The sequence below is a fragment of the Stenotrophomonas sp. C3(2023) genome (assembly GCF_032911385.1).
GTDB lineage: Bacteria > Pseudomonadota > Gammaproteobacteria > Xanthomonadales > Xanthomonadaceae > Stenotrophomonas.
Genome location: NZ_JAWJLO010000001.1, coordinates 2,554,850 through 2,568,959 on the forward strand (window position 1 = coordinate 2,554,850; position 14,110 = coordinate 2,568,959).

Genomic DNA, 14,110 nt, shown 5'->3' on the forward strand with positions numbered 1-14,110 from the left:
GCCATCGACCACATCATGGCTGCACCACGGTGATCGTGGTCGGCGTGCTGCGTCCCACACCACGCAGCTGCGGCCGGTACATGTCCTCCACCAGTGCCGGCGGCACTGTATAGGTGCCCGGGGTCACCGCCCGCACCAGATAGAACACGCTGGCCTTGCTGCCACGCGCAAGGTTCAGCGCTGCCACATAGCGGTCGTCGCGGAACTCCTCATGGCGGACGTCGGCCGCGTTGCCGCGGTCGCTGATGCTGATGCCATCGACAACCACGTCCGCCCACTGGCGTGCGTCACCCAGGTTGAAGTTCTCGATCTCCAACCCGGCCGGCAGCAGATCGGTCAGCAGGGCGTCGGGCATGCTGCTGTTGGCGGTCACCGCCACACGGACGATCAGGGCTTCACCTTCCTTCAAGGGACGCGGTGTCCACGGCTTGCCGTCGGTGCCGTAGTAGCTGCGCTCGACCCCGATCACCCGGTTGTCCGGCGCTGGCGCGCTGCGCGGAATACCGGCCACGTCGATGCTGGCGAACATTGGCGGTCGGCCTTGCGGCGAGAAACGCACACCGGCGGCCAGCTGGGGTGCGGTGAGACCGCGGGCGAACAGGCGCTGTCCGGTCACCGTTTCCTGGTTGTCTCCCGTAACCAGCGCACCGGCAACGCGCTTGTCCTGATCGGCAGCCAGCGCCTTGCCCAGACGCGCGATGGCGACCTGCTCCTGGGTGCTCAGCCACATCCATCCGCTGTTGCGGCGCGCATCGAGCTCGCGTCCCAATGCCACCGAACGCGCATCCCAGGCAGGCTGGGCCAGCCCGTGCTCATGGGTCAGCGCGATCATCAAGGCGTCATCGCGAACCGCGCTGCCATAGTCGCCGAGATAGCCCGGCCGTTCGCTGCTGGACTTGGCAAAGCCCGCCGCCAGCGACGCTTGGCCACGACGACGGTCGCCCTGCAGTGACAGCGCCACGCCCAGGTGCACCAGCGGCAGGCCACCGATCGCCTTGCTGCGTTCGTTGTCATACAGCGCACGCAGGGTGCCCAGCGGCGCACGGTTGACCCGGGCCAGCACGTAGCCCGAATAGGCCTGGTTGGCAAAGCGCAGGTTCTCACGGCGCTCGCTGCCGTAGAACTGATTGCCGGAGGACAGCAGGTCCTCGCTGAGACGGTCCAGTGCCTTCTGCAACACAGCATCCGGCACCGCAAACCCGGCCTCGCGCGCGTCCAGCAGGAACTCGGTGACATAAGGCGTGAGCCAGGGATCCACGTACCCGTCATCGCCCCACATCGAGAAGTTGCCGTTGGCTACCTGCATCGATGCCAGCCGCCCGAACGCCCCTTCCATACGCTCGCGTCGCTTGTCGGCGTCCAGTCCGTCGGCCCCAAGCATCGCCGAGGTCGCCGCGTCCAGCATCAGGGCAGCGTACCCCTTGCTGGTGGTCTGTTCGGCACAGCCGTAGGGGTAGTTCAGAGCGCCCTGCAGCGCGCTGGCAAACGGAATCGGCGGTAGTGGACTGACCAGCAGGCGCGCACTGACCGAGTCGGGCATCAGCCCGTCGAGCAGGCTCGCATCCAGCGTTACCGGCGCCAGCGGGTCCAGCGTGCGTACCTGCGAGCGCAGCACCTGCGGCCATGCGGCGCGCACCGGCAGCTCGTAGCGACGGTCGACCTTGAACCCGTTGCCGTCCACACGCACCCGCACGGCCGCCACCGTGTGACCCTCACGCGCGGTGAGCGGGAAGCTCAGCGTCTGCTTGGCGTCAGCCGCCAGCTGCAGACTGCGGCTGCCTTCGGCCAGCGCCAGCGGCCCTTCCCCATCCACCCGCACGCTGAAGCTGCCCGGCTTGCCGGTGAAGTTCTGCACGTCCAGGGTCACCGTGCTGCGATCGCCCGGGGCGAGCACGCGCGGCATGCTGGCCTCGGCCAGGATCGGCGCGCGCACCACCGTCTCCGCGTCACGCTGGCCGTAGTGCTGCTCGGCATAGACCAGTGCCGACACACGCAGTGTGCCGTTGAAGTCGGGCACCTTCAGCGTGACCCGCGCAGTACCCCTGGCGTCGAGTGTGACCGGGCCGGCGAACAGGTCAACGGTCTGCACCCGCGCGGTGGGGCGCTTGGCCTGCGGCAGCGCGGCCAATGCCATGTCACCGCCGAACTTGAGCCGGCCACTGCTGCCGTCGAAGCTCTCGATGACCCGGCTGTAGATGTCGTAGGCATCGATGCCCAGGCGGCGCTGCGCGAAGAAGTGTGCCGCTGCGTCGGGCACCGGGAAACGGGTGATGTTGAGGATGCCCACATCCACCGCCGACACCGTGACGTGGGCGCGCTTGCCGGCCAGCTGAGGCGCGCTCACCGTGACCGGCAGGTCCTGCTGTGGTCGCATCTGCGCAGGTACCGAAAGGCCCACGGCCACCGTCCGCGCGCGCCGGTCCATCGGCACATGGACCACACCGACCGCCCGCGCCGGCGTGACCTTGCTCGGGGCGCTGCCTCCACGGAACACCAGCGCCGTGATGTAGACATCGTGGCGTTCCCAGTCGGCGGTGACCGGTATGCGGAAGGTGCTGCCTGCCTTGGCGTCGATCTCCTGCACGTACAGCAGTCGATCACTTTCCACCATCAGCAGCCCCTTGCCCTCGTGGGGCGGGGTCACGCTGAGCTCCAGTGTGTCGCCGGCCTTGTAGCCGGTCTTGTCCAGACCCAGCTTGACCTTGTCCGGGCGCGCATCGAGCCCGCGGTTGTCATCGCCCCAGCTCCAGCCGGCGCGGAACGGGTAGCGGCTGGTGAGCCCGGTGGTGGGATCGAACACGTCCACGCGGTACTCGCCCCACTCCACCGGGAAGTCGAAGGCCACTGCCGCCGTACCGGCGTCCAGCGTGCGCGTTTGCTTGTTCTCGAAGCGCCGGGTGAAGTCGTAGTCCCAACGGTTGTCGTTGAAGGTCCAATGGTAATCGCGCAGCTCGCGCACCAGGGTGACCTTCAGCCCCTTGGCTGCCTGCGGCCGTCCCTGCGCGTCCACGCGCAGCAGCTCGAAGCGCGCGCTGCCGTTGGCATCGGCGCCGTCATCGGGGTTGAACAGTGGACGTACCCCTACCAGCGTGGCAGCCGGCCACACCACGCGCTTCAATGTGCGCGTCACCGTACGACCGCCGGTTTCGTGCACGCTGCCGGACACCACCACCGCTACCGGCGTCTTCGCGCTGGCTGCTTCCTCGGGCAGGTCGATGTCCTGGCGCAGCTGACCGTTGCCGGGCAGTCCGGTATCGATCACATCGCGCGCCTCACGCGGCAGGGCCACGGTGGGGTCGCCAAAGACATACCCGGGGAGCCCTTCGACCGGCGCGCGCTCGACCGCCAGCGCCAGCCGCGCGGTGAACCGGTTGCCATCAGCCGGAGCGCCGTAGAGGTACGCCCCATCGGCATGCAGGCGCAGTGCGTCGCCGGGCTTGAGCGTCTTCTGCGGGCTGTCCAGGTCCAGCTTCATGCGTTCGGGCAGGAACTCCTCGATGCGCAGCGTCATGCCCTGGATGGCTTCGCGGCTGTTGGGATCGGTGCGGAACTCGACCTGCCAGCGGCCGGTGGGCGCTTCAGCCGGGATCACCTGTTCGAAGCTGAAATACCCCTGCTCGCCCGGCTGCAGACGGGTCTGGCGGAACGTTTTGCCGTCCGGCTGCTTGAGCCGCAGGAACACCGCCTGCGCGCCGTCCTTGCTGGCCGCCACCGGCTTGCCATCGTTGTCGCGCAGCAGCGCCGACAGCCGCACCGTCTCGCCGGGGCGGTACAGGTCGCGGCCAGACCAGGCAAAGACATCGAACCAGGCATTGTCGCGGCCCGCCACGGCAAACTCGCTCAGGTCCAGCGCCGGCTGGTTGAACGGCAGGAAGCTGGTGTCCTTGCCGCTGCCGGCCACGAGCACATGCGCGGCGTCCAACGTGTAATCCAGCAACGCATTGCCATTGCCGTCGGTACTGCCCCGCAGCACCACTTCACCCTTGCCATCGAGCACGCGCAGGTCGATCTTCTTCAATGCACTGCCGTCCTTCAGCGAGGCGGTGTGCACGAACAGCTTGTCCTTGTACGCGCGGGTGTGCAGTCCGATGTCACTGACACTGAAAAACGCGGTGTCGTACTGGCCGTCGTAGGCACCGGTGCGCTTGAGCACTGCAAAGTACAGGCCCGGCTCCTGCAGCTCCTTGATGTCCTGGGTCGGCAGGTAGGTCAACACCCTTTCGTTCTGCTTGCCGCCAAGGATGAAGCGGTTGACGTAGACCGGCTCGGCCAGGGTCGAGATCGGCGTACGGTCGCCATAGTCGCTGTCCAGCTCCCAGCTGCCACGCCGCCCGCCACGCTGATACTGGCTGAAGAACGTCGGCAGTTCCTTTTCGCGCACGCGCAGGAACTCCACGTCCACTTCCGGCACGTTGACCGAGACCACCGGCAGGCCGCGGCTGTCCCGCGCGGGCAGCACACTGCCCTGCGAAGCGAACCCTGCCGCCGGGGTCAGCTGGCCACTGAACACCTTCTGCCGCAGTTCCTTGCCCAGACGGCTGCCATCGGCCGCCAGCAGGTCCGGCGAGACCACAAGGGTGAACTCCTTGCCGGCCTCCACGAAGGGATAGCGCAGGGTGCGACCATCGTCGGAGAGGGTCCAGCTGCTGTCGTCGGTGCCGACTTTTTCCTCGAAGCGCACCAGCGCATCGAAGTCCTGCGTACCGACCAGTGGACGTGAGAACTCCAGTGCGAGCGACAGACTGTCGCTGCGTTGATCCGGCCACGCCCGCAGCAAGGTGAAATCCTTGACCTGCTCGGCCTGGGTGGCGATCGCCTCGCCGCTCGGCGCAGGCAGCTGGCCACTCTCATTGCGACCGCAGCCTGCCAGTGCCAGCGCCCCCATGGCCAGAACCGCCGCCGTCCATCCCCACCTGCGAAGCCGTGCCGGAACGTGCATATCCCACTCCCTGATCGAGCCGCCATTATAGGCGTCAGAATCCCGGGCACCGGAGTCGTGGCAGGTAGGTGACGACCGTTGGTCGTCACGCTCCAGAAGCACGATCAAGAGCGTGACGACCAACGGTCGTCACCTACCGGGGCAGCGACCGGGCAGGCGTTCCCGCCGTCAGCCCAGCGTGTCGCCCGGCACCCGCACGGCGCCTTCCATCAGCACCCGGGCGCTGCGGCTCATGATCGCCTTGGTCACTGTCCACTGCCCGTCCACCTGCTGGGCCTGTGCACCCACCCGCAGGGTGCCGGAGGGATGGCCGAAGGTCACCGCTTCAGGGGCTCCGCCACCAGCGGCGCGATTGACGAGCGTCCCGGGGATCGCCGCCGCGGTGCCGATGGCCACGGCCGCCGTGCCCATCATCGCGTGATGCAGCTTGCCCATCGACAGCGCACGCACGTGCAGGTCGATGGCGGCGGCACTGATGGCCTTGCCACTGGAACTGACGTAATCCTGTGCGGGCGCAACGAAGGCGACCTTCGGCGTGTGCTGGCGCGTGGCGGCCTGCTCAAGCGAGCTGATCAGCCCCATCCGCAGCGCCCCGTGGGCGCGGATCGTCTCGAAGCGCTCGAGTGCGGCTTTGTCCTCGTTGATCGCCGGCTGCAGTTCGGTGCCGCTGTACCCCAGGGCAGCGGCCTCCAGAAAGATCGTCGGGATGCCTGCGGTGATCATCGTCACCTCGAAGCGGCCAACCCCGGGCACCTCCAGCGTGTCGACCAGGTTGCCCGTCGGGAACATCGCACCCGCATCGCCATCGTCGGACGGATCGACGAACTCCAGCTGGATCTCCGCGGCGGGGAAGGTCACTCCATCGAGCTCGAAATCACCGGTCTCCTGCACCTGTCCATCGCGCATCGGCACATGGGCGATGATGGTCCTGCCGATGTTGGCCTGCCATATGCGCACCGTGCACAGCCCGTCGCGCGGCACCCGGGCCGGATCGATCAGCCCGTTGGCGATGGCAAACGGACCCACTGCCGTACTGAGATTGCCGCAGTTGCCGCTCCAGTCCACGAAGGGGGCGTCGATGGAGACCTGGCCATACAGATAGTCCACATCGTGCTCCGGCACCGAGGCACGGGAAATGATCACGCACTTGCTGGTGCTGGAGGTCGCACCGCCCATGCCGTCGGTCTGCTTGCCGTAGGGATCGGGTGAACCGATCACCCGCAGCAGCAGGGCGTCGCGCGCCGCGCCGGGCCGCTGCGCCGCCGTGGGGAGGTCTTCCAGGCGGAAGAACACCCCCTTGCTGGTGCCGCCACGCATGTAGGTGGCAGGAATGGAAATCTGTGGCAGAAAAGCCATGCAACGGTTCCTTGCGTTGAGCGGCGGCCCGCTGCCGGGCCGCCGCAGGGTCATGCCACCTGCGAAGCGTCGAGGAAGTCCTGGGCGAAACGCTGCAGCACGCCACCGGCTTCGTAGATCGCCACTTCTTCGTCGCTGTCCAGGCGGCAGGTGACCGGCACCACCAGCTGCTGGCCGTCGCGGCGGTGGATGATCAGGCTCAGGTCCGCGCGCGGCGTACGCGCACCGACCACGTCATAGGTCTCGCTGCCATCGATGCCCAGGGTCAGCCGGGTGGTGCCCGGCTTGAACTCCAGCGGCAACACGCCCATGCCGATCAGGTTGGTACGGTGGATCCGCTCGAAGCCTTCGGCGGCGATGGCCTCCACCCCCGCCAGACGCACGCCCTTGGCGGCCCAGTCACGCGAGCTGCCCTGCCCGTAGTCCGCGCCGGCAATGATGATCAGCGGCTGCTTGCGCGCCATGTAAGTTTCTATCGCCTCCCACATGCGCATGACGGTGCCTTCCGGCTCGACCCGCGCCAGCGACCCCTGCTTCACGCTGCCATCGTCATTGCGCACCATTTCGTTGAACAGCTTCGGATTGGCGAACGTCGCCCGCTGCGCAGTGAGGTGGTCGCCGCGATGGGTGGCATAGGAATTGAAGTCTTCTTCGGGCAGGCCCATTCTGGCCAGATATTCACCGGCAGCGCTGGATGCCAGGATCGCGTTGGACGGCGAGAGGTGGTCGGTGGTGATGTTGTCGGGCAGTACCGCCAGCGCACGCATGCCACGCAGTGTGCGCTCGCCGGCCAGTGCACCCTCCCAGTATGGCGGACGCCGGATATAGGTGCTCTGCGGCCGCCAGTCGTACAGCGGCGGCACCGGTGTGCCGTGCTCCACGCGCACGTTGAACATCGGATTGTAGACGCGGCGGAACTGCTCGGGTTTCACCGCAGCCTTGACCACCGCATCGATCTCCGCATCGCTGGGCCATATGTCCAGCAGCCTCACCTCGTTGCCCTGCAGGTCTCGGCCGAGCACGTCCTTCTCGATGTCAAAGCGCACGGTGCCGGCGATCGCATAGGCGATGACCAGCGGCGGCGATGCCAGGAAGGCCTGCTTGGCATACGGATGGATGCGGCCGTCGAAATTGCGGTTGCCCGAAAGCACCGCCGTCGTAAACAGGTCGCGGTCGATGATCTCCTGCTGGATCGCCGGGTCCAGCGCGCCGCTCATGCCGTTGCAGGTGGTGCAGGCGAACGCCACGATGCCAAAACCCAGCTGCTCCAGCTCCGGCAGCAGGCCCGCCTCTTCCAGATAGAGCTGCACCGCCTTGGAGCCCGGCGCCAGCGAGGTCTTGACCCACGGCTTGCGTAGCAGACCACGCGCATTGGCATTGCGGGCCAGCAGGCCCGCAGCAATGACGTTGCGCGGGTTGGAGGTGTTGGTGCAGCTGGTGATGGCCGCGATGATCACCGCTCCATCGGGCATCAGGCCCTGGGCCTGTTCCAGCGTTCCGGCCTCCAGCTTGCCGGGATCGGCGATGCCACGGGCAGCCAGCTCGGAAACCGGCAGGCGCCGGTGCGGATTGCTCGGGCCAGCCATGTTGCGCACCACGCTGGACAGATCGAACTGCAGCACGCGTTCGTACTGGGCCGTGGCCAGATCGTCAGCCCACAGCCCGGCGCTGCGCGCGTAGTTTTCGACCAGCACCACCTGCTCTTCCTCCCGGCCGGTCAGGCGCAGGTAATCCAGGGTCTGCCCGTCGATATGGAACATCGCCGCGGTCGCCCCGTATTCGGGGCACATGTTGGAGATGGTGGCCCGGTCGCCGATGGTCAGCGCTGCGGCGCCTTCACCGAAGAACTCCAGCCACGCGCCGACCACACGCTGGGCCCGCAGGAACTCGGTCAGCGCCAGCACCACGTCGGTGGCAGTGATGCCCGGCTGCGGCCGACCGGTGAGCTGAACGCCGATGATGTCGGGCAGGCGCATCCAGGATGCGCGCCCCAGCATCACGTTCTCCGCCTCCAGACCACCGACGCCGATGGCGATCACACCCAGCGCGTCGACATGCGGGGTGTGGCTGTCAGTGCCTACGCAGGTATCCGGGAATGCCACCCCGTCCTGCACATGGATGACCGGTGACATTTTCTCCAGGTTGATCTGGTGCATGATGCCGTTGCCCGGCGGGATCACGTCCACGTTCTGGAAAGCCTGCCTGGTCCAGTCGATGAAGTGGAAGCGGTCCTCGTTGCGGCGATCCTCAATCGCGCGGTTCTTCTCGAACGCCTGCGGGTCGTAACCGCCACATTCCACCGCCAGCGAGTGATCCACGATCAGCTGCACCGGCACCACCGGATTGACCTTGGCCGGGTCACCACCCTTCTCGGCGATGGCATCGCGCAGACCGGCCAGGTCCACCAGCGCGGTCTGGCCGAGGATGTCATGGCAGACCACACGCGCCGGGAACCAAGGGAAGTCGAGGTCGCGCCGGCGTTCGATCAGCTGCCGCAGTGACGCCTCGAGCGTGGCCGGATCACAGCGGCGCACCAGGTTCTCGGCCAGCACGCGCGATACGTACGGCAGCGTTGCATAGGCGCCGGGCTGCAGCGCGTCGACGGCGGCGCGCGCGTCGAAATAATCCAGGGAGGTGCCGGCAAGCGGCTTGCGATGGTTGGTATTCATGGGCTGGCTGTACAAAGGGCGGGCCGGGTGCCGCCGCAGGGGCGGGCAAGGCCTGCGACCGGCAATGCCGGCCGCAGGAGGTAGCGCATGCGCCGGTCAAGCACGCTTGTCGATCGGCACGAAGGCCTGGTCTTCCGGACCTGTGTAGTTCGCGCTGGGACGGATGATCTTGCCGTCGATGCGCTGCTCGATGATGTGCGCGCTCCAGCCGGCGGTACGGGCAATCACGAACAGCGGCGTGAACATCGCCGTCGGCACGCCCATCATGTGGTAGCTGACCGCACTGAACCAGTCCAGATTGGGGAACATCTTCTTGATGTCCCACATCACCGACTCCAGACGTTCGGCGATGTCGTACATCTTCATGCTGGACTGTTCTTCGGACAGCTCACGGGCCACGTCCTTGATCACCTTGTTGCGCGGGTCCGATACGGTGTACACGGGGTGGCCGAAACCGATCACCACTTCCTTGCGCTCGACGCGGGCCTTGATGTCGGCCTCTGCCTCATCGGGGCTGTCGTAGCGCTTCTGCACCTCGAACGCCACTTCGTTGGCGCCGCCGTGTTTGGGGCCGCGCAGCGCACCGATGCCGCCGGCGATGGCGCTGTACATGTCGCTGCCGGTACCGGCGATGACCCGGCAGGTGAAGGTCGAGGCGTTGAACTCGTGCTCGGCATACAGCACCAGCGAGGTGTGCATCGCCTTGACCCACGATTCCTGCGGCTTTTCGCCGTGCAGCAGATGCAGGAAGTGACCGCCGATCGAATCGTCATCGGTTTCCACGTCGATGGCGCGGCCGTTGTGGCTCCAGTGATACCAGTAGAGCAGCATCGAACCCAGGCTGGCCATCAGCTTGTCTGCGATGTCCCGCGCGCCCGGATGGTTATGGTCGTCCTTCTCCGGCGCCACGCAGCCGAGCACCGACACGCCGGTGCGCATCACATCCATCGGGTGGGCCGAGGGCGGCAGCTCCTCCAGCGCGGCCTTCACCGCGGCCGGAATGCCGCGCAGTGACTTCAACTTGGCCTTGTAGCCCTTCAGTTCGGCGCGCGTGGGCAGCTTGCCGTGCACCAGCAGATACGCGATTTCCTCGAACTCACTGGTGGTGGCCAGATCCAGGATGTCATAGCCGCGATAGTGCAGGTCATTGCCGCTGCGGCCAACGGTGCACAGGGCGGTGTTGCCGGCAGCCGTGCCGGACAGCGCAACCGACTTCTTCGGCTTGAAGGTCGGGGTGGCAGTCGTATCGTTCATGTTTTCCTCCAAAAACGTGATGGTGCAGATTACTGCTTATTTCTTTGCGGCGAACAGCGCATCGAGCTGCTGCTCGTAGGCGTGGTAGCCGATGCGGTCGTACAGCTCCTCACGGGTCTGCATGCGCTCGAGCAGGTCGCGCTGATGGCCCTGGCGGCGGATGGTCTGGTAGACATCCTCGGCGGCCTTGTTGGAAGCGCGGAACGCGGACAGCGGGAACAGCTGGATTGCCACACCGGCCGAGGCCAGCTCATCGCGGGTGAACAGCGGCGTCTTGCCGAACTCGGTGATGTTGGCCAGCACCGGTACCTGGACTGCATCGACAAAGCGACGGTAGGTAGCCAGGTCGTATGCCGCCTCGGCGAAGATGCCATCGGCCCCGGCCTCGACACAGGCGATGGCGCGTTCGATGGCCGCGTCCACACCATCCACCTGGATGGCGTCGGTACGCGCGATCAGGAAGAAATCCGCATCGGTCTTCGCATCGGCGGCGGCCTTGACCCGATCCGCCATCTCGCCCTGCGACACGATTTCCTTGCCGGGGCGGTGGCCGCAGCGCTTGGCGCCAACCTGGTCCTCGATGTGGCAGGCGGCGGCGCCGGCCTTGATCAATGACTTCACCGTGCGCGCGATGTTGAAGGCGCTGGGGCCAAATCCGGTATCGATGTCCACCAGCAGTGGCAGGTCGCAGACATCGGTGATGCGGCGCACGTCGATCAGCACGTCTTCGAGCGTGTTGATGCCCAGGTCCGGCAGGCCCAGCGAGCCGGCGGCCACGCCGCCACCTGACAGATAGAGGGCGCGGTAGCCGGCACGTTCGGCCAGCAGCGCATGGTTGGCGTTGATAGCGCCAATCACCTGCAGCGGCGATTCGGCTGCCAGCGCCTGGCGGAAGCGGGCCCCGGCGGTCGGGTTCGAAGTAGCGGTAGCACTCATGCGGCAATCCATTGTGTGGGTCGATGTGTTCAACGCAAACGCCGTGCCAACGCCAAGCCATTGATTCCATTGATGGCAAAGCACGCCCAATCTGAAACAATGAAACATTGAAACGGATGTATCATGAAACATCATGATCCGACGGCGCACCGCACACCATGGACGCTTCTCTGCCCTTCCGTAATGCCGAAAACGACATCGCTCGACCCACCATCTGGACGGTCAGCGTCTCCCGGCTGACCGGACTGCTGCGCGATGTCATCCCGGAGTTCGATGGGCGCGCACGCTTCGAACAGATCAACCTCGGTTTCGAGGAAGCCGTGCAGGTGATCGGCCAGCGGCTGCGGCGCGAGCACTGCGATGTGGTCATCGCCGGCGGTTCGAATGCCGCCTGGCTGCGCAGCCGGTTGGAGGTACCACTGGTGCCGATCCAGGCCAACGGCTTCGACCTGATGGAGGCGCTGGCCCGCGCACGCCGGATCGCCCCGCGCATCGGCCTGGTCACCCATGCCACCGACGTGCCGACGTTCGACAGCTTCCAGCGCAGCTTCGGGCTGGAGATCGAGCACCGTCGCTTCATCACCCGCGAGGACGCGCGCGACTGCATTGCCGACCTGCGCGCCAACGGCATCCAGGTCATCGTCGGCACCGGCATGGCCATCGACCTTGCCGAACAGGTTGGCCTGCCCGGCGTGCTGCTGTACTCGGCCGACTCGGTGCGCCATGCCTTCGAACATGCCCTCGAGCTGACCCGCACGCTTGCCCGGTCCAGCGACCGGCCCAGGCGCAACCACCGCCGCAGCGCGCGCGACAGTGCGATCGCCCTGCTCGGTGACAGTGCTCCGATGCAGCAGGTGCGCGACCAGATCGCGCTGTACGCGCCGCACCAGAGCACCGTGCTGATCACCGGCGAAACCGGCACCGGCAAGGAGCTGGTGGCGCGCCAGCTGCACGCGGCCAGCGGACGGCGTGGCCGTTTCGTCGCCATCAACTGCGGCGCGATCAGCGAGTCGCTGCTGGAGTCGGAGCTGTTCGGCTACAGTGACGGCGCGTTCACCGGCGCCCGTCGCGGCGGCCGTACCGGCCTGGTGGAAGCCGCCGACGGCGGCACCTTGTTTCTGGACGAGATCGGTGAACTGCCGCTGCCCCTGCAGACCCGGCTGCTGCGTGTACTGGAGGAGCGCGAGGTGCTGCGCGTGGGTGCGACCGAACCGACGGCGGTGGACCTGCGCGTGGTGGCCGCCACGCTGCAGTCACTTGAGCAGCGCGCGCAGGCGGGTCAGTTCCGTGTGGACCTTTACTATCGTCTTTCTGCGTTGCGGATCGCCCTGCCCGCCCTGCGCGAGCGGCGCGAGGATATTGCCGGGCTGGTTGACCACTTTTTCCAGCAGCTGCGCGGCGTACCCGCACCGCTGCAACCCGGCGCGATGCAGCGCCTGGAAAACGCAGCGTGGCCCGGCAATGTGCGTGAACTGCGCAATCTGATCGACCGTCTGCGCATCCATTGGCAGCCCACCGAGGGATCGCTGGACGCCGCCCGGCTGCTGCTGCTCGCCCCTGAACTGGGGCCGGCGGCCGCTCCCTCGCAGGCGGTGCAGGGCAGCGGCCGACGCCCTGACGTTGCCCGCCTGCAGCATCTGCTGCAGGCCCACCGCAACGACCGCGAAGGCATGGCGCAGGCCTTGGGCGTCTCCCGCACCACCCTGTGGCGATGGCTGCGGGCCGCAGGACTGGGCTGAGCGACACGCGCGCCGATGCCGCTCAGCGCGCCCGGCGCCTCTCCAGCGCCAACCGTCCACTGCCGGCTACGGCGATCCATGACAGCAGCACCGCCAGCACGACCTCACTCAGGTAGAAGAACCAGCTCAGCCAGTCCAGCACCCCCAGCCCGGCGGGAATCCTGCCGACGCCATCGGTGAGCGCGGCGACCACACAGATCGCGGCCAACAGCAGCGACGCGGGGCGGCTGAGCAGCCCCAGCACCAGCAGACCCCCGGCAATCCATTCGATGGTGCCGAGCACCGGCGCGGCCATCACCGGCAACGGAATGCCGGCGTCGATCAGCGTGTGCACCATGCGCTCGCGGCCCGGCACGGTAAATACCTTGTTCCAGCCGGAAACACAGAACATCACCCCGGCCACCAGCCGCGCCGCCAGCAGCAGCCACCCTTCCGCGCCGGAACGCGCCGGCATCACCTTGAACAGTTCGCCCAAGCGCTTCATACCGCACCACCTCACCGAAAAAGACGCACTGTGCCCGGCGCGCCCAAACCTTCGCTGAAGCCAGCCAAGGCATACGCGTCAGCACCCCGCCGGCGCTGCGGAGCGCTGTTTCATGGGTACAGCAGGCGTACGCTCCATTGGCCATCGACGCCTGCTTCATAGCACCAGCGTTCATGCAGACGGTACTGCGCGCCATACCAGAACTCCATCCGCGCCGGCACCACGCGCAGTCCGCTCCAGCCCGCCGGGCGCGGCACGTCCTGCCCGTCAAACCGGGCGTCGGCGTCGGCCACGGCCGCCTCGAACGCCTCACGCGAGGCCAGCGTACGCGACTGCTGCGAGGCCCAGGCACCGATCTGGCTCATCCGCGGGCGCGAAGCGAAATACGCATCGGCCTCGGCATCATCCACCTGCTCCACCCGTCCCTCGATGCGCACCTGGATGCCCGCTTCGCGCAGGCTGCGCCACAGGAACAGCAGCGCCGCCTGCGGATTGGCCCGCAGGGCACGGCCCTTGTCACTGTCCAGGTGGGTATAGAACACGAAGCCGCGCGCATCGAACGCCTTGAGCAGCACGGTGCGTGCCGCCGGCCTGCCGTCTGCATCGGCGGTGGCGACGGTCATCGCGGTCGGGTCGATCTCACGGGAGTTCTTCGCCTCTTCGAACAGCTCGGCAAAGGTCTGCAGCGCCTGCGCATACACATCATTCATTGAAGCACTTCCTGACACGGACT

The 14,110-nt window shown here is 66.9% G+C and carries 8 protein-coding genes; 1 reads left to right on the forward strand and 7 read right to left on the reverse strand.

Translation table 11 applies throughout. The features are described from left to right. Window positions 1-13: 13 nt before the first annotated feature. The 5 genes from RZA67_RS11460 to prpB form a co-directional block, all read right to left on the reverse strand. Window positions 14-4,939, reverse strand: coding sequence for an alpha-2-macroglobulin (locus RZA67_RS11460; protein ID WP_317212869.1), 4,926 nt, complete (start codon window positions 4,937-4,939; stop codon window positions 14-16). A 168-nt stretch (window positions 4,940-5,107) separates the two neighbouring features. Then, the gene (prpF, locus tag RZA67_RS11465) at window positions 5,108-6,295 is read right to left on the reverse strand and encodes a 2-methylaconitate cis-trans isomerase PrpF (protein WP_317212870.1); all 1,188 of its coding nucleotides are present in this window, start codon (window positions 6,293-6,295) and stop codon (window positions 5,108-5,110) included. A 50-nt stretch (window positions 6,296-6,345) separates the two neighbouring features. After that, a complete protein-coding gene (acnD, locus tag RZA67_RS11470) occupies window positions 6,346-8,964 on the reverse strand; it encodes a Fe/S-dependent 2-methylisocitrate dehydratase AcnD (RefSeq protein ID WP_317212871.1) in 2,619 nt (872 codons plus the stop codon). Window positions 8,965-9,060: 96 nt separating this feature from the next. Then, complete coding sequence (gene prpC / locus RZA67_RS11475) at window positions 9,061-10,218, reverse strand: 2-methylcitrate synthase (RefSeq protein ID WP_317212872.1); 1,158 nt, start codon at window positions 10,216-10,218, stop codon at window positions 9,061-9,063. Between the two features lie 36 nt (window positions 10,219-10,254). Then, window positions 10,255-11,154, reverse strand: coding sequence for a methylisocitrate lyase (gene prpB, locus RZA67_RS11480; protein ID WP_317212873.1), 900 nt, complete (start codon window positions 11,152-11,154; stop codon window positions 10,255-10,257). A gap of 158 nt (window positions 11,155-11,312) precedes the next feature. Between prpB and prpR the strand changes: the two genes are divergently transcribed. Next, window positions 11,313-12,893 carry a propionate catabolism operon regulatory protein PrpR gene (gene prpR / locus RZA67_RS11485; RefSeq protein ID WP_317212874.1) on the forward strand — a complete coding sequence of 527 codons (1,581 nt, stop codon included), beginning with the start codon at window positions 11,313-11,315 and terminating at the stop codon, window positions 12,891-12,893. Window positions 12,894-12,915: 22 nt separating this feature from the next. On the opposite strand, the gene RZA67_RS11490 is transcribed toward prpR, so the two are convergent. Continuing rightward, window positions 12,916-13,377 (reverse strand): DoxX family protein, encoded by a 462-nt coding sequence (locus RZA67_RS11490; protein WP_317212875.1) that lies wholly within the window; start codon window positions 13,375-13,377, stop codon window positions 12,916-12,918. Between the two features lie 110 nt (window positions 13,378-13,487). Beyond that, window positions 13,488-14,105: a pyridoxamine 5'-phosphate oxidase gene (gene pdxH, locus RZA67_RS11495; protein ID WP_317212876.1), complete on the reverse strand. Its 618-nt coding sequence runs from the start codon at window positions 14,103-14,105 to the stop codon at window positions 13,488-13,490. Window positions 14,106-14,110 lie beyond the last annotated feature (5 nt).

What these genes read in the sequence shown, in the direction of transcription:
- prpR (WP_317212874.1), top strand. Translation starts at nt 11,313, where the DNA reads ATGGACGCTTCTCTGCCCTTCCGTAATGCCGAAAACGACATCGCTCGA.
- acnD (WP_317212871.1), bottom strand. Translation starts at nt 8,964, where the DNA reads ATGAATACCAACCATCGCAAGCCGCTTGCCGGCACCTCCCTGGATTAT.
- RZA67_RS11460 (WP_317212869.1), bottom strand. Translation starts at nt 4,939, where the DNA reads ATGCACGTTCCGGCACGGCTTCGCAGGTGGGGATGGACGGCGGCGGTT.
- prpC (WP_317212872.1), bottom strand. Translation starts at nt 10,218, where the DNA reads ATGAACGATACGACTGCCACCCCGACCTTCAAGCCGAAGAAGTCGGTT.
- RZA67_RS11490 (WP_317212875.1), bottom strand. Translation starts at nt 13,377, where the DNA reads ATGAAGCGCTTGGGCGAACTGTTCAAGGTGATGCCGGCGCGTTCCGGC.
- prpF (WP_317212870.1), bottom strand. Translation starts at nt 6,295, where the DNA reads ATGGCTTTTCTGCCACAGATTTCCATTCCTGCCACCTACATGCGTGGC.
- prpB (WP_317212873.1), bottom strand. Translation starts at nt 11,154, where the DNA reads ATGAGTGCTACCGCTACTTCGAACCCGACCGCCGGGGCCCGCTTCCGC.